This window comes from Phytohabitans flavus, from assembly GCF_011764545.1.
GTDB lineage: Bacteria > Actinomycetota > Actinomycetes > Mycobacteriales > Micromonosporaceae > Phytohabitans > Phytohabitans flavus.
In genome coordinates this window covers 4445497-4460946 of the sequence record NZ_AP022870.1, presented here as the reverse complement: position 1 = coordinate 4460946, position 15450 = coordinate 4445497, and the positions used below count along the sequence as shown (strand labels likewise).

Sequence of the window (15450 nt, the reverse complement as noted above, 5' to 3'; positions counted from 1 at the left end):
GATCTTCGACATCCGCAGGCCAGCAGACCAGTCGCCGATAGCCGTCACGTGAACTTTTTTCGGGCTCCAGACGACTTTCCATGCACGTCGACCAGAGCCATCGTCCTCTATGGATAGTGCGCGGACACGCAGTCCGCGCGAACGCGGCCAGACCCTGCCGGAGGGGTTCAAGGCGCCCATGCCCACTGTGGGTGACGCTGGGCCTTTTGTCGGCACTAACAAAAGTTACGGCAGCCGGCCGCCTGACTATTGACGAAGACATCGATGTCGGTGCAATATTTCGGCACGATGTCGCGAAAGCGCTCTCTGGGCGCCGCCAACGGGGCGGCGGGGAGGGCTCGTCGGTGTCGTGGCGTGATCGGCGCACGCCTGTCTGCAAGTCGTACGACAGGAAGCGAGACCCGATCATGTTCCGAAGATTGGCCCTCTGCGTCGCCATGGTCATGGCCGCAGTCGGCTTCAACGCGGTCCCGGCACAGGCCGCAGCGGACTTCAACGTCCTGATCTTCAGTAAGACGGCCGGCTTCCGGCACGACTCGATCCCCACCGGCATCGCGGCGATCCAGCAGCTCGGCGCCCAGAACAACTTCACCGTCGAGGCCACTGAGGACGCCGCCCAGTTCAACGCCACCAACCTGGCCCGCTTCCAGGCGGTCATCTGGCTCTCCACCACGGCGGACGTGCTCAACGCCGCCCAGCAGACGGCGTTCGAGAACTACATCCGGGGTGGCGGTGGGTACGCGGGTATCCACGCCGCGTCCGACACCGAGTACGACTGGCCCTGGTACGGCAACCTGGTCGGCGCGTACTTCGCCAGCCACCCGGCGAACCAGAACGCCACCGTGCGGATCGAGGACACCACCCACCCGTCGACCGCCGGCCTGCCCGTGGCCTGGAACCGGCTCGACGAGTGGTACAACTACCGCACCAACCCGCGCTCGCAGGTGCACGTCCTGGCCACTTTGGACGAGAGCACGTACACGGGCGGCTCGATGGGTGGCGACCACCCGATCGCCTGGTGCCGCGGCTACGACGGCGGCCGCTCCTGGTACACCGGCATGGGCCACACCACCGAGAGCTACGCCGAGGCCAACTTCCGCACCCACCTGCTCGGCGGCATCCGGTACGCGGCGCAGGGCACCGGCAACTGCTCGACCGGCCAGCCCCCTCAGGCCGGCTACAACCAGGTGACGCTGGCCAAGGGCGTCGCCGAGACCGGTGAGCCGATGGGCCTGACCGTCCTGCCGAACCGGGGCGTGCTGCACACGTCGCGCGACGGCACGATCCGGTACACGGACGTGGCCGGCAACACCAAGATCGCGCTGACCATCCCCGTCTACACCTCGGACGAGGAGGGGCTCCAGAGCATCAAGGCAGACCCCAACTTCGCGAGCAACCGCTGGGTCTACGTGTACTACTCCCCGCCGCTTTCCACGCCTGGCGGCGGTGCGCCAGCGACCGGTACCCCGGCACAGTTCGCCCCGTTCAACGGCTTCACCAAGCTGGCCCGGTACACGGTCAACGCCGACTTCACATTGGACCCGGCGTCGGCGGTCACGGTCCTCGACGTGCCGGCCAGCCGCGGCATGTGCTGCCACGTCGGCGGTGACATCGACTTCGACGCGGCCGGCAACCTCTACCTGTCCACAGGGGACGACACCAACCCGTTCGACTCCAGTGGGTACACGCCGATCGACGAGCGGGCCGACCGCAACCCCGCGTTCGACGCGCAGCGCACCTCCGGCAACAGCAACGACCTGCGCGGCAAGGTGCTGCGGATCAGGCCGGGCGCCACCGGCGGCTACAGCATCCCGGCGGGCAACATGTTCGCGCCCGGCACCGCCAACACCCGCCCCGAGATCTACGCGATGGGCTTCCGCAACCCGTTCCGGATGAGCGTCGACAAGGCGACCGGCACGGTCTACCTCGGCGACTACGGGCCGGACGCCGGCACCGCCAGCCCCACCCGCGGGCCGTCGGGCACGGTCTCGTTCGAGCGCATCACCCAGCCCGGCTTCTACGGCTGGCCGTACTGCTCGAACCGCAACGCCCCGTACGTCGACTTCACGTTCCCGTCCGGTCCCTCCGGTGCCGCGTTCAACTGCGCCGGCGGACCGGTGAACAACTCGCCCAACAACACTGGCATCACCCAGCTGCCGCCGTCCCAGGCGGCGTGGCTGCCGTACGGCGGCGGGACGGACCGGCCGGAGCTGTGCTGCGGCAGCCTCTCGCCGATGGGCGGCCCGGTCTACAACTACAACCCCTCGCTGGCCTCCGACGTGAAGTTCCCGGCGTCGATGGACGGCAAGGTGTTCCTCGGCGAGTTCGGCCGGCGCTGGATCAAGGCGGCCACCGTCACCCCAACCGGCGGCGTCGGTGCGATCGACGCCTTCCCGGCCTACACCGGCACGCAGGTCATGGACATGGAGTTCGGTCCGGACGGCGCGCTGTACGTGCTTGACTACGGCACCGGCTGGTTCGGCGGCGACGCCAACTCCGGCGTGTACCGCATCGAGTACAACACGGGCGGCGGCCGCGCTCCGATCGCGTTGGCGTCCGCCACCCCGATCAGCGGAAACGCGCCGCTGACCGTGCAGTTCAGCTCGGCCGGCTCCAGTGACCCGGACGGCGACCCGATCACGTACGCGTGGGACTTCACCACCAACGGCAGCACCGACTCGACAGCGGCCAACCCGGCGTTCACGTACACCAGCAACGGCGAGTTCACGGCCACGCTGACGGTACGGGACAGTACCGGCCGCAGCGCCACATCGAGTGTGGTGATCGGGGTCGGCCGGCCGTCGGTCACGCTCAACCAGCCACTCAACGGTCGGCTGTTCAACTTCGGTGACGCCATCCCATTCCAGGTGACGGTCACCGACCCGAACGCACCGACCATCGACTGTAGCCGGGTGCGGGTCAACTACATCCTCGGCCACGACAGCCACGGTCACGGGATGAGCAACGCCACCGGATGCTCGGGCACGATCCAGACCACTGTGGACGGCGAGCACGACGCCAACGCCAACATCTTCGGTGTCATGGTCGCCGAGTACACGCCGGTCGGCTCGACCACGCCGGTGGCCTCGCCGCAGACGGTCATGCAGCCACGGGCCCGCCAGGCCGAGCACTTCAGCGCTCAGCAGGGCACCACCACCGTGGCGAAGCCGTCGGCCCAGGGTGGCAACGCGGTCGGATTCATCGAGAACGGCGACTGGATCTCGTTCACGCCGTACAACCTGAGCGGGGCCACGTCGTTCACCGCGCGGGTCGCGTCGGCCGGCGTCGGCGGCACCATCTCGCTGCGTACCGGCTCGGCCACCGGACCGGTGGTCGGTACGGCGACCGTCGGCTCGACCGGCGGCTGGGAGACCTGGGCCGACGTCACCGGTACGATCACCCCGCCGGCCGGGACGCAAAACCTGTTCCTGGTGTTCACCGGCGCTGCTACCGGGTCCCTGTTCGACATCGACTCGTTCACCATCGGCAGCGGCACCACGCCGCCCCAGTCGGGCAACCTCGCGCTGAACAAGCCGGCGACGGCCTCCAGCGTCCAGACGGCGGAGTTCCCCGCGTCGAACGCGGTGGACGCCTCCGCGACGACGCGGTGGTCGAGTGCGTTTGCGGATCCACAGTGGATTCAGGTGGATCTGGGTCAGACGTACAACATCGATCGTGTGCGGTTGGTGTGGGAGGCGGCGTACGGTTCGGCGTATCAGATCCAGACGTCGCCGAATGGTACGACGTGGACCACCGTTCGGTCGGTGACCGGTGGTAACGGTGGTGAGGACGACAACACCGGGCTGGGCGCCTCGGGTCGGTACGTGCGGATCAACGGCACGGCCCGCGGCACCGCATGGGGCTACTCGCTCTTCACGTTCGAGGTGTTCGGCGGCGGTGGCCAACCCCAACCGCCGGTGGCCACCAACGTCGCCCTGAACAAGCCGGCGACGGCGTCCAGTGTGGAGGCACCGGAGTTCCCGGCGTCGCTGGCGGTGGATGGCTCGGCGACGACGCGGTGGGCAAGCGCGTTCTCAGATCCACAGTGGATTCAGGTGGACCTGGGCCAGACCTACAACATCGACCGGGTCCGGTTGGTGTGGGAGGCGGCGTACGGTTCGGCGTATCAGATCCAGACGTCGCCGAATGGTACGACGTGGACCACCGTTCGGTCGGTGACCGGTGGTAACGGTGGTGAGGACGACAACACCGCGCTCGCTGCCTCGGGTCGGTACGTGCGGATCAACGGCACGGCCCGCGGTACAGGGTGGGGTACTCACTGTTCACGTTCGAGGTATACGGCAGCTGAGCTGCCGCGCTCTACGGACGCCGTCGCCTTCGGGCGGCGGCGTCCTCGCGTCTGGCTAGCTCGGCTCGGCCCCGGCCCGCAGGTCGCCCAGCAGCTCGGCCTGGCTGGTCAGGACCTCGGTGAGGATCCGCCGCGCAACCGCGAGCAGCTCCGCCACCTGGGGGCTGACGAGCGAGTAGTACACCGCCGAACCGTCCCGCCGGGGGACCACCAGGTTGGCCCGGCGCAGCACCGCCAGCTGCTGCGACAGGTGCGCCGCCTCGATGCCCACCTCGGGCAGCAGCTCGGAGACCGCGTGCTCCCGGATCGCCAGCAGCTCGAGCACCCGGATCCGGGCCGGATGCCCCAGCGTTTTGAAGAACTCGGCCTTGACCTGGTACAGCGGCGCGCTCACGAGACCACCCCTCCAGGGGACACGCTACGGGTCCGCTCCTCGGCCGGTGACACCGCGCGGTATGGCATCGCACTTTCTTATCTCATGACTTGCCAACTTTCGCAATTGGTTAGACGGGTAGCCTGGTATGCGCCTTCGGATGCGGCCGCCGGTCCGGACAGGTAGAAGTCGGACCTTTTGCTGCGCTGGGGCGCCGCGCCGTGCCACGCTGCCAGCCGATCGGGCGCTGCTGCCGGGGGCGCCAAGGCAGAGTTGGGGTAGGCGTGCAATGGCTTCGATAGAGACCACCATCAAGGACGCGATGAGCATCGAGGGAGCCGTGGGTGTCGCCCTCGTCGACTACTCGAGCGGGATGACCCTTGGCGTCGCGGGCGGCTCGCCGGAGCTCGACATGGCGGTGGCCGCGGCCGGAAACACCGATGTCGTGCGGGCCGAGATGCGGGCGATGGAGCTGCTGCAGATCGACGACAGCATCGAGGACATCCTGATCACCCTGGACACGCAGTACCACCTGATCCGCCCGCTGCGCACGCGGAATACGGACGGGCTGTTCCTCTACCTCGCCCTGAGCAAGACCCGGGCCAACCTCGGCCTCGCCCGCCACCAGCTTCGCCGGATCGAGGCCGCGGTCGAGTTCTGACCCCTCCCGAGCCTCGGGGTGGTCCGTCGGGAAGTGGCCGCCTACGGTACGGCGCTGACCGGGCTCGAGGCCGCCCACCGGATGCTCGGTACCGACGACAACTGGATGAACGACAACCCGCCGGTGTCGTCCACCCGCTGAGCGGCGGGTTCAGCGCAGATACGAGGCGCCGTTGAGGTCGAGGACGGCGCCGCTGGCCCACTCGGCCTCAGGCGAGGCGAGGTAGTACACGGCGGCGGCGATCTCCGCGGGCTGGGCCACCCGGTTGAAGGGGCTCTGCGCCCGGATCCCCTCCCCGCGCGGCGACTTGAGGTGCTCGTTGGTCATGTCGGTCTCGACGTAGCCCGGCGCCACCGCGGTCACCGCGATGCCCTGCGGGCCCAGTGCGAGCGCCAGGGACTGGGTGAGCGCGTTGAGGCCGGCCTTGCTCGCTCCGTACGCGGGCTGGTCGGGCTCACCACGAAACGCGCCGCGTGACGAGACGTTCACGATGCGTCCACCGGAGCGCATGTGCCGCACCGCGCACCAGCAGACGTTGGCCGGGCCGACCAGGTTTACGGCGAGGGTGTGCTGCCACGCTTGCTGCCACTCTTCGTACGAGGTGGCGACGATCGGGTGCGGCGGGAACACCGCGGCGTTGTTGACCACGACGTCCAGCCCGCCGAACTCCTTCGCCGCCCGCGAGACGAACCGGCTGACCGCGGCCGGGTCGGAAACGTCCCCGTCTACGACGATGTGGCCCGCGGCGGGCAGGTCGGCCCGGAGCTCCTCGGCCAGGTCGGGCGACGCGCGGTGATGGATGGCGATGCGATCCCCGTTGTCGGCGAACGCGCGCACGATGGCCGCGCCGATCCCTCGACTGCCGCCGGTGACGAGTACATTCCTCATGCGATCATGCTGCCTTATCGACCACGGACGTGGTGGACTGGCTGACATGCTCACGGCTTCCTGCGTCCTCGACCCGACCGCGGTGGTCGCCCCGGTCCGCCGCCGCACCTTCGGCTCCTTTGTGGAGCACATGGGGCGGTGTGTCTACACCGGACTGTACGAACCCGGGCACCCGCTTGCCGACGAGGACGGGTTTCGCACCGACGTGCTCGCGCTGACCCGCGAGTTGGGCGTGACGGTGGTGCGCTACCCGGGCGGCAACTTCGTCTCCGGGTACCGGTGGGAGGACGGCATCGGCCCGCGCGAAGGGCGACCCCGCCGCCGCGACCTGGCCTGGCACTCCATCGAGACGAACGAGATGGGTATCGACGAGTTCGCGCGGTGGGCGGGCAAGGCCGAGGTCGAGATCATGTACGCGGTGAACCTCGGCACCCGCGGCGTGCAGGAGGCGCTCGACGTCCACGAGTATGTCAACCACCCGGCGGGTACGGCGCTCTCCGAGCTGCGCCGGGCGAACGGCGCGGCGGAGCCGTACGGGATCAGGCTGTGGTGCCTCGGCAACGAGCTCGACGGCCCGTGGCAGACGGGGCACAAGACCGCCCAGGAGTACGGACTGCTCGCCGCCGCGACCGCGCGGGCGCTGCGCTCGGCCGAGCCGGGCCTGGAGCTGGTGGCCTGCGGCAGCTCCAGCTCGGCGATGCCCACGTTCGGCGCGTGGGAGGCCACGGTGCTGGAGCACGCCTACGACGCGGTGGACTACGTCTCCTGCCACGCGTACTACGAGGAGCTGGGCGGCGACCTGGGCTCGTTCCTGGCCAGCGCGGTCGACATGGACCACTTCGTGGACAGCGTCGTCGCCACCGCGGACAGCGTGGGCGCGCGGCTACGCAGCAAGAAGAAGATCAACATCTCGTTCGACGAGTGGAACGTCTGGTACATGTCCCGCTTCATGGCCCGGGAGCCGGACAGCGAGTGGCCTGTCGCACCGCGGCTGATCGAGGACGAGTACAACGTGGCGGACGCGGTCGTGGTCGGCGGCCTGCTCATCTCGCTGCTGCGGCACAGCGACCGGGTCACCGCCGCCTGCCAGGCGCAGCTCGTCAACGTCATCGCCCCGATCCGCACCGAGCCCGGCGGGCCGGCGTGGCGGCAGACCATCTTCCACCCGTTCGCGAAGACCGCCGCGCTGGCCCGGGGGAGTGTGCTGCGCACCGGGCTCGACACGCCGACGTACGAGACCGCCCGGCACGGCGAAGTGTCCCTTGTGGACGCGGTCGCGACCCACGACGGCCACGGTGGCGACGTGGCCGTCTTCGCGGTCAACCGCGGTCAGAGCGATCCCGTGGAGCTGGCCGTGGATCTGCGCCTCTTCGACGGCGACCTGCGCGTCGCCGAGGCCTGGACGCTCGCCGACGACGACATCCGCGCCACCAACACGCATGACGAGCCCGAGCGCGTCGTGCCGCAACCCACGCGGCTGCTGTCGCTCGACGGCCGCACGCTACGGGTGGTGCTGCCGCCGGTCTCGTGGAGCGCGATCCGCCTGACGCCCGCCCGATGAGGTCGGGCACACGATCTGCCGGATGACGGGCGGCTTTGGGTTGTGAAACGCGGAGGGTGAGGCCGCGGGAGCAGCGGTCTGGACCACCGCGGACGTCGCGGTAGCTCAATGTCAAGAGATCCCTAGAGGTCGCGGACCTCGATGACGCGGGTGGTGGGGCGGCGTCGCCGATCTCGTTGCGGAGGCTTAGGCGGTCGGGGTCGACCATGAAGGACTCGTAGCCGGCGCGGGACGCGAAGCGGATCACGTGTACCTCGGTCGGGGCGTCGGTCGCGCGCATGCGCTTCTCCAGCGAGCCGCCGTGCTTGGGCAGGAAGGCCAGCACCTCGTCCTCATACCGCTGGCCGACCTCGACCTTCCCCTCGGCCATCTCGACGATGGCGACCAGCAGCAGCTCCCCGGGTGTCGTCACCCGCAGACCGTATCCGGTGGGTCAGTCGCGGTAGCGGTCCAGGTCGATGACGCGGGGGCCGGGTGGCTCGGGCACGGGCTCGCCGGGGATCCGGATGTCCGTGGCGACCGCGAGGCGCTCGACGGCCTCGGCCATCAGGTCGCGCAACGGTGTCGCCAGGGCGGGATCCGTCATCATGAGCTCGGTCAGCTTGGCCCGCCAGATGCCGGCCTCGACCTGGGGTGCGTCCAACCGGGTGCTGGCCCAGATGCGCATCCAGGAATCGACCAGCGCGGCCGCCGGCTCGGGGCCGAGGCGGGCGGCCATCTGCGCGTGCAGCCACTGGCCCACTTGATGGGAGCCGAGCACACGCACCACGACCTGAGCCGCATCCCAGGCCAAACGCTGACTATTGATCACGCGTGTCGTCATAACGGACCGCCTGTCCAGCGAGTGTGGACGGAGCGTACCACCGAAAGGCCTTCGGAACCTGGTGGACTAAATGTCCAGAATGGGCGCGGCAATCGAGTTCTACGACGCCGGAACCAGGTCGGCGACGACGCAGGCGATGTTGTCGGGGGCGCCGGCCGCGTACGCCAGGTCGACGAGCCGCCCGGCTGCCTGCTCGGGGTCGGCGCCCGGCTCGGCGAGCGCGGACGCCAGGGCCGCGCGCTCGACGTACGCCGACAGGCCGTCCGAGCAGAGCAGGTAGCGGTCGCCGGCCAGGCCGGTACGCAGCGCCAGGTCGGCCTCGACGTGCTCGCCGGCGCCCAGCGCGCGGACCAGCAGCGTGCGCTGCGGATGCGCGGCGACCTCGTCCAGCCCGAGCCGGCCCTGGTCGACGAGCGACCGCACGTACGTGTGGTCCTGGGTCAGCTGGACGAGTTCGCCGCCGCGCAGCAGGTACGCCCGGGTGTCGCCGACGTGTACGAGTGCCAGCCGGGAGCCCGCCCGCAGGATCGCCGTCAGCGTGGTCACCGGTTGGTGGTCGGCGGTCGCCCCCTCGCGTACCGTGCGGTCGGCCTCGGCCACCGCGTCGGCCAGCATCGTGAGCAGTTCCGTGGCGGGCGCGCCGGCCAGCTCCAGCGGCCGGAGCGCGTCGATGGCGGCCGTGCTGGCGGCCGCGCCGCCCGGGCCACGCATCCCGTCGGCGACGGCGAGCAGGCTGCCGCCGGCATAGGCGGCGTCCTCGTTCGTGTCCCGCGCGGTGCCGGTCTCGCAGCGTACGGCGTGGCGGATGGCGAGGTTGGACATTGTCGAGCCCCTTCCGGAGAGGTCGTCGACGAGGAGGGTGGCGAGGCGGCCGCGCGCGGCGGTGTCCACGGTGACCCGCCGCCAGTACGCGCCGATCGCCTCGGCCGCGGCGGCCGGCTCCAGGCGGTACACGTCCCGGATCTCGGCCAGCGGCATGCCGATGCGGCGCAACCGGGCGATCAGCCGAGCCCGGTCCAGCTGCGCCGGCTCGTACAGCCGGTAGCCGGACTCGGGATCGACCGCGGCCGGTGGCAGCAGTCCCGTCTCGTCGTAGAGGCGCAGCGCCTTCGGCGTCAGTCCGGACGCGCGGGCGAACGCCCCGATCGTCAGCAGCCCCACTCGGCCATCCTCCTCGTACCGGTCACCGCGACCGGTACGACTCAGGCTGGGGGCTGCCCGAAGGGCAAGGTCAAGGCACCGCGAGGCAGGAGCCGCAGAAGCCGGCCGGCGGGTGGGGTGCCAGCGTGTCGTCGACGAAGATGACGGGCTTGGCGACCAGCGGGTCGTCGGTGGAGATCGCGTGCATGACGGCCGGCTGCCCGAGCGTGAAGTCGAGGCGGACGCAGGCGATCCGGGCTGTCGGGCTACGCATCAGGCAGAGCCCGGCGGTACCCGTGCTCGGCGCGGTGACCAGCGCCAACGTGACCGGCTTGGGACCGGCCGGATCGTACGACCGCAGGCTCGTGGCCGCCGCGATCGCGTAGTCGCGGTCCGGGCGGAAGAGCACGGCGGTGAACGCCGCCTTCGGCTTGTAGGTACCGCAGATCGAGACCGCGCCGGAGACCGTCGTGTTGAGCGCCGCGTCGGTCTCGACGGTGGTCAGCTCGCCGGTCGCGCAGGTCGCCGGAATCCACTCCGCCTCGGCCGGGGCCGTCCCACCGGTGGGGGCCGGAGTGACCCCGACAGTCGGGTGGACGGTGAGATCGCCCGGCGTCGTCGCGCCGGCGAGGGCCGGGAAGATCCCGATGGACACGAGGGCGGCGAGGAACGCGATCAGCAGGCGAGAGCGGGGCATGTCGTCCTTCAGCGGGCGTCGTCGGGGCCGTTCGGCCCGGGGCTTGTGCGCGGCGGCATCGGGGCGGCGCCGGTGGAGCCGAGGACCAGCGCGAGCTGGAACCGGTTGTCCACGCCGACCCGGTCCATGAGGGCGCGCATCGTGTACGCGATGGTGCGCACGCTGACCCGCAGCTCGGCGGCGGCGGATTCGTCGGAGTGCCCGGCGGCCAGCAGCGCGACCAGCGCCTGTTCGCGGGGAGTAAGAATGATCGGTGTAACCCCCTCACGGGTCGGATCCCGCGCCTCCGACCACAGCCGGTGGAACGTGCTGGCCAGGGCCTCTACGACCGCGTCGTCGGCGACCTCGATGTACCCGGCCTCGAAGTCGAGCGGATCGGCCGGGAAGAGCGCGACCCGCCGGTCGAAGACGAGCAGTTTCATCGGCAGCGTGGACAGCTCCCGGTACATCCCGCCGGCCCCGCCGAGCGCCTCCGCGTACGCGCTGGAGCGGTCTCCGTCGACCGGCGGCAGGCCCAGCACCCGCAGCCGGATGCCGCGGCGCAGTATCGCGCGGTCGACAGGCAGCGCCGCGGCCGTCGACTCGGCGTCGAACACCTCCTCGGTGTTGATGACCAGGTGCTCGTGGCGCTCGGCGGCGACGAGGTGGGCGAGCCGGCGCCGGGCCAGCTGGCGGGTGGGCCACCGGCGCACCTCGAGGTGCTCGACGGCGTGCAGGCCGGCGCCGCTGAGCGCGGCGACCTGGCGGTGCCACCGCTCCCGCGCCGGCTGGGGCGCGCGGCGCTGGCGCAGCCGCTCGAGTACGGAGTCCGGCGGGCGGGGCGCCCACACCCGTTCGGGGCGGGATGGGCGGGTCGTCGCCGCCGCCGGTACCGCCGCGCCCACTGCGGCGAGCTCGTCCAGCGCCCGCCGGACCCGTTCCTGAGCGATACCCAGCTCGCGTCCGATCTGAGTGCCGCTCCGGGCGCCGCCCATGCAGAGCGCCCGGTAGATGAGGTCGGCGTCGGCGGAGACGCCCCACCGGGTGAGCCGGGGAATGGGCGCGGAACGGACAGTCAACGCGACCCCCTCCGCCGCCCTGCCGCCCTGGGAAGCGGCCGAACCACATCGACGCTGCCAAGCACACCATCCGCTTGGGCCGTGCGGAAGGGGCCGTGACCAGGTCGTTGCAGGTACCTGCAATAGATCGACCGCGCCGCCTTGTACGGCCCGGCCGTGATCCCGATCGTTGATCAGGCGCGCTGCGCCCGGGGGTGTGAAGGGGCCTCCCGCCGCGCCGACGGGGGGCGGCGGGCACCCCTTCGCGCCGTAGTCCGCGCGGCCCGGCACCCCCGCCGGGCCGCGCTCGGCGCGGTCATCCGGAGGGTGGCCGTGAGGTGAATATGCTCCACGGACTCTCGGCGAGATCGCGGCGGAGGCCGTAGCGTGATCGCATGGTCGACACGAACGACTCGCTGCTGGAGCGCTTCGGGGACTACCGGGTTGTCGACGACGACGATGACGACCCGATCCTCGTCAACCACGAAGGCGAGCCTGTCGACACGTGGCGGGAGGGGTACCCGTACGAGGGGCGGATGAGCCGCGCCGAGTACGACCGGGAGAAGCGGCTGCTCCAGATCGAGCTGCTCAAGCTGCAAAACTGGGTGAAGGCCACCGGCGCGCGGCTCGTCGTCCTCTTCGAGGGGCGGGACGCGGCCGGCAAGGGCGGCACCATCAAGCGGTTCATGGAGCACCTCAACCCCCGCGGGGCCCGTGTGGTGGCGCTGGAGAAGCCCAGCGAGCGGGAGTCCAGCCAGTGGTACTTCCAGCGGTACGTCGCCCACCTGCCGGCCGCCGGTGAGATCGTGCTCTTCGACCGGTCCTGGTACAACCGGGCCGGGGTGGAGCGCGTGATGGGATACTGCTCGCGCACCGAGTACCTGGAGTTCATGCGGCAGGCGCCGGAGCTGGAGCAGATGCTGGTGCGGTCCGGCATCCACCTGGTGAAGTTCTGGTTTTCGGTCTCCCGGCGCGAGCAGCAGACCCGGTTCATCATCCGGCAGGTCGACCCCGTCCGCCAGTGGAAGCTCTCGCCGACGGACCTGGCCTCGCTCGACCGTTGGGACGAGTACACGGAGGCCAAGGAGGCGATGTTCTTCTACACGGACACCGCCGACGCGCCGTGGACGGTGGTCAAGAGCAACGACAAGAAGCGCGCCCGGGTAAACGCGATGCGGTACCTGCTGAGCCTGTTCCCGTACGACAACAAGGACGTCGGACTCGTCGGAGAGCCGGACCCGCAGCTTGTCGGCAACGCGGTGGAGATCTTCGAGAACGACGAGCGCCCCACGCGCCAGTTTCCCCAGCTCTAGAGACCATTCAGGGTCGGGGTCACATTCAATTTCTTGAGACGCGCATTGCCCCGGTCCGCGTCAGTCACGGACCGTATGCTCCCGCGGGCACCGCGCAGGTCGGCGGCTCGCTGGCGCTCGCCGAGATCCCCGACCCGCGCTGCCAGGTCCGCGGTCCAAGCCCAACCCCCGGGGGTCCCGCGACCTGTCGAACGGGCGCGTCGACCCGGATCGCTGTCGGACGAGGGCAAGGGGTGGGCGCGCAGGTGCATTTGCTCTGCTTCCCTGGAGTGGCCGCGCCGCTGATCAGCGGCGAACCTGCCGCCAGGTGGGCCCCTGGACCTGGGCGATGCTGGTCCCGCGGCCGCCCGCAGACCGCGTCTCCTTGATCGACGCGGTCGCGGTTGGTGTACGCGGCAGATCGTGGTACCGAGCTGCCCCTCCAGAGCCTGGCGCGTAATTGGCGGTGCGCTGTTCGTCAAGTCCGCCAGCTTGGTCGTTGCGGTCGGATCGAAGTAGATCTAGAACGTTTAGGGTCGATATAGCACACAAGACGTTCTAGATCTACATTCGCAAAAGAATATATGGGGCAAACCCGGCAACCGATGGTGCCTGCGCGTCGATGCCAGGCGAATTCCAGCCGCTCGCGGCGGGATTGACATCGAGCCTGTGCCCAATTACGCGCCAGGCTCTCCAGGGGCAGCTCGATACCACGATCTGCCAGAAGGCGTCCGCTTGTAGCGTCGATCAAAGCAAACCGGACGGCCCTTCGGGCCGCCTGTCTGTCTTGGATGGGCCTGCGCCCAACCGCCGGGCTGGGTGAAGGTTGGGCCGAAGCACGGACCCGGCAGCTAAGGTCGGGGTCGGCTGACCGCGGCAGGGGTGAGCTTGCCGACCGCGGAGGGTGAGGCCGCGGGAGCGACGGTCTGGACCACGGCGGGCATCGCGGTAGCTCAGCGTCTTTGGGGTTGGGCCTTTGTGCGCGACATGGGGCCGAGGCCGCCGCCCTGACCCCGAAAGATCCTCAGTCGGCGCTGGGCCAGGGGGTCGCGGTGAGGAACTCGTCGACCGCGACCACCACGCGGCTCAGTACCGCGATGGAGTCGGTGAGCGGGCCCGGCACGTACATGCCGTGGTCGGCGCCCTCCACCTCCATGACGTGCGGGGTGAGGCGCCGGGCCAGGTCGCCGTCCCAGAGCTCGTCTGCCGTGCCACCCACCAGCAGAAACGGCGCGGTGGCCCGGCCGAGCGCGGCGGCCACCCACGGCATGGTCAGCAGCGGTGTCAGCCACACCGCGGGCAGGGACCGCTCGGCGGCGAGGGCGGCGGCGTTGGTTCCTAGGGACTTGGCGATCAGCAACGGCCGGCCCTCGACCGAGTCGAGCAGCGGCCTCACCTCGTCGCGGACCCACTGCTCGATCGGCGGCTGGGACGGGTGCGGCGGCTCCGCCGACCAGTAGTGGCGGTGCAGCCGGGCGCCGCGCCGGGCGGCGACGTCGCCCGTGTACATGAGCAGGGGTGCCGCAGGCCCGAACATCATGCCGGGAATGACCACCGCGTCAGCCATCCGACGACCCTACCGCCCGGGCCGGTCCGCCCACAGTGGAGCGCCGCCAACGGTCAGTCGGCCGGCAGTACCCCGTACCGCCGCTGTGCCGCCGGGTCCTGGCGTACCGCCTCGGCGATCTGCGGTGCCAGCAGCACCCGCATGGCGGCGGGTCCGGACCGGCCGAAGGTGTCGAGCGTCGGCGGTGGTCCCTGCCGGCCCGCCTCCGCCCAGGCCTCCCAGGCCGCCACGTGCTCGCGGTCGGCGGCGGTCAGGTCGTCGCCGGTACGGGCCCGCTGGGCGGCGCCGATGAACGACAGGGCGGCGCGCTGCGCGGCCACCCCTCGGGTCCGATGTGGTCCGCGCCGTACACGAGGTGGTAGTCGTGCCCGATGTCCAGGTCCCACAGCGCCCGGTGCAGCCGCTCGGTGCCGTCGTGCATCGCGAACACGTCGCGGTCGCCGCAGCGCAGGAAGATGGGCAGGCTGCTGGCCCGTACCGCCTCGGCGTTGGCCCGCAGCCGCTCCAGCGCGTCGTTGCCCGGCGCGCCGGCCATCGCGGCGGCCAACTCGCCGAGCACGCCAAGCGTGTTGCGGGCGCCGGGCTCGGCGGGCAGCAGCGCCGGCGCCACCGCGGCCACCGCCTCCCAGCGCCCCGGATCGGCGAACGCGATCTTCAGCGCGCCGTACCCGCCCATCGACGCGCCGAGCAGCGAGACACGCTCGGGATCGACGCCGTACGAGGTGGCGAGCAACTGCGGGAACGCGTTCGCGACAAGGCTTTCCCACTGGTGGCCCGGTCCGTGATCGATGTAGAAGCCGCCGGCCGTCGGGGTGGAGGCGCTGGCGACCACCGAGCGGGGCAGCGCACCCTCGATCCACAGCCTCTCCACGACCGGCTGGAACACGTTGAGCACCTCGGCCGAGGAGCTGGCGCCGTGCAGCAGCAGGACCAGCGGCAGCCGCTCGTCCCGGCTCCAGCTTGGCGGGGTGAGGACCGCGTACGGCACCTCCTGCGACACCAGCGGGTCTTTCAGCACGTCGCGGGTCAGCTGGCTGTCCATGCGCCCAGCCTCGCACGAACGGGAAGCCGATTTCCGCCGTTCGCGCGGGTACGGGGCATG

General features: G+C 70.6%; 13 protein-coding genes. 5 read left to right on the top strand and 8 right to left on the bottom strand.

Annotation, left to right across the window (positions count from 1 at the left end):
* Window positions 1-407 precede the first annotated feature (407 nt).
* From Pflav_RS19470 to Pflav_RS47500, 3 genes are all read left to right on the top strand, one after another.
* On the top strand, window positions 408-4868 hold the full coding sequence (locus Pflav_RS19470) for a ThuA domain-containing protein (protein WP_462933158.1): 4461 nt from the start codon (window positions 408-410) through the stop codon (window positions 4866-4868).
* 103 nt (window positions 4869-4971) lie between these two features.
* On the top strand, window positions 4972-5343 hold the full coding sequence (locus Pflav_RS19460; protein WP_173037422.1) for a hypothetical protein: 372 nt from the start codon (window positions 4972-4974) through the stop codon (window positions 5341-5343).
* An 18-nt stretch (window positions 5344-5361) separates the two neighbouring features.
* Window positions 5362-5484, top strand: a complete 123-nt coding sequence (locus Pflav_RS47500; protein WP_269474517.1) for a hypothetical protein — start codon at window positions 5362-5364, stop codon at window positions 5482-5484.
* Between the two features lie 9 nt (window positions 5485-5493).
* Here Pflav_RS47500 and Pflav_RS19455 read toward each other — a convergent pair whose 3' ends face one another.
* A complete protein-coding gene (locus Pflav_RS19455; RefSeq protein ID WP_173037421.1) occupies window positions 5494-6231 on the bottom strand; it encodes an SDR family NAD(P)-dependent oxidoreductase in 738 nt (245 codons plus the stop codon).
* 46 nt (window positions 6232-6277) lie between these two features.
* Here Pflav_RS19455 and arfA point away from each other — a divergent pair, with 46 nt between their 5' ends.
* Window positions 6278-7792, top strand: coding sequence for an arabinosylfuranosidase ArfA (gene arfA / locus Pflav_RS19450; RefSeq protein ID WP_173037420.1), 1515 nt, complete (start codon window positions 6278-6280; stop codon window positions 7790-7792).
* Window positions 7793-8225: 433 nt separating this feature from the next.
* Here the strand turns inward: arfA and Pflav_RS19445 are convergent, their stop codons facing one another.
* The 4 genes from Pflav_RS19445 to Pflav_RS45870 all read right to left on the bottom strand — a co-directional run bounded on the left by Pflav_RS19445 (window position 8226) and on the right by Pflav_RS45870 (window position 11510).
* The gene (locus Pflav_RS19445; protein WP_173037419.1) at window positions 8226-8603 is read right to left on the bottom strand and encodes a hypothetical protein; all 378 of its coding nucleotides are present in this window, start codon (window positions 8601-8603) and stop codon (window positions 8226-8228) included.
* Between the two features lie 111 nt (window positions 8604-8714).
* A complete protein-coding gene (locus Pflav_RS19440; protein ID WP_173037418.1) occupies window positions 8715-9776 on the bottom strand; it encodes a MerR family transcriptional regulator in 1062 nt (353 codons plus the stop codon).
* Between the two features lie 70 nt (window positions 9777-9846).
* Window positions 9847-10452, bottom strand: coding sequence for a hypothetical protein (locus Pflav_RS19435; protein WP_173037417.1), 606 nt, complete (start codon window positions 10450-10452; stop codon window positions 9847-9849).
* A gap of 8 nt (window positions 10453-10460) precedes the next feature.
* Window positions 10461-11510, bottom strand: a complete 1050-nt coding sequence (locus Pflav_RS45870; RefSeq protein WP_173037416.1) for a helix-turn-helix transcriptional regulator — start codon at window positions 11508-11510, stop codon at window positions 10461-10463.
* Between the two features lie 374 nt (window positions 11511-11884).
* Here Pflav_RS45870 and ppk2 point away from each other — a divergent pair, with 374 nt between their 5' ends.
* The gene (gene ppk2, locus Pflav_RS19425) at window positions 11885-12802 is read left to right on the top strand and encodes a polyphosphate kinase 2 (RefSeq protein ID WP_173037415.1); all 918 of its coding nucleotides are present in this window, start codon (window positions 11885-11887) and stop codon (window positions 12800-12802) included.
* A gap of 1003 nt (window positions 12803-13805) precedes the next feature.
* Here ppk2 and Pflav_RS19420 read toward each other — a convergent pair.
* Genes Pflav_RS19420 through Pflav_RS19410 form a run of 3 tightly spaced genes read right to left on the bottom strand, consistent with a single transcriptional unit; the run spans window position 13806 to window position 15390 of the window.
* Window positions 13806-14348 (bottom strand): RBBP9/YdeN family alpha/beta hydrolase, encoded by a 543-nt coding sequence (locus Pflav_RS19420; RefSeq protein WP_173037414.1) that lies wholly within the window; start codon window positions 14346-14348, stop codon window positions 13806-13808.
* A gap of 53 nt (window positions 14349-14401) precedes the next feature.
* On the bottom strand, window positions 14402-14668 hold the full coding sequence (locus Pflav_RS19415) for a hypothetical protein (RefSeq protein WP_173037413.1): 267 nt from the start codon (window positions 14666-14668) through the stop codon (window positions 14402-14404).
* Window positions 14599-15390 carry an alpha/beta hydrolase-fold protein gene (locus Pflav_RS19410; RefSeq protein ID WP_173037412.1) on the bottom strand — a complete coding sequence of 264 codons (792 nt, stop codon included), beginning with the start codon at window positions 15388-15390 and terminating at the stop codon, window positions 14599-14601. Before Pflav_RS19410 ends, Pflav_RS19415 begins: the two co-directional genes overlap by 70 nt.
* Window positions 15391-15450: the final 60 nt, after the last annotated feature.

Coding starts and splice junctions, on each gene's coding strand:
- Pflav_RS19470 (WP_462933158.1), top strand. CDS start 408: ATGTTCCGAAGATTGGCCCTCTGCGTCGCCATGGTCATGGCCGCAGTC.
- Pflav_RS19460 (WP_173037422.1), top strand. CDS start 4,972: ATGGCTTCGATAGAGACCACCATCAAGGACGCGATGAGCATCGAGGGA.
- Pflav_RS19455 (WP_173037421.1), bottom strand. CDS start 6,231: ATGAGGAATGTACTCGTCACCGGCGGCAGTCGAGGGATCGGCGCGGCC.
- arfA (WP_173037420.1), top strand. CDS start 6,278: ATGCTCACGGCTTCCTGCGTCCTCGACCCGACCGCGGTGGTCGCCCCG.
- Pflav_RS19435 (WP_173037417.1), bottom strand. CDS start 10,452: ATGCCCCGCTCTCGCCTGCTGATCGCGTTCCTCGCCGCCCTCGTGTCC.
- ppk2 (WP_173037415.1), top strand. CDS start 11,885: ATGGTCGACACGAACGACTCGCTGCTGGAGCGCTTCGGGGACTACCGG.
- Pflav_RS19420 (WP_173037414.1), bottom strand. CDS start 14,348: ATGGCTGACGCGGTGGTCATTCCCGGCATGATGTTCGGGCCTGCGGCA.
- Pflav_RS19410 (WP_173037412.1), bottom strand. CDS start 15,390: ATGGACAGCCAGCTGACCCGCGACGTGCTGAAAGACCCGCTGGTGTCG.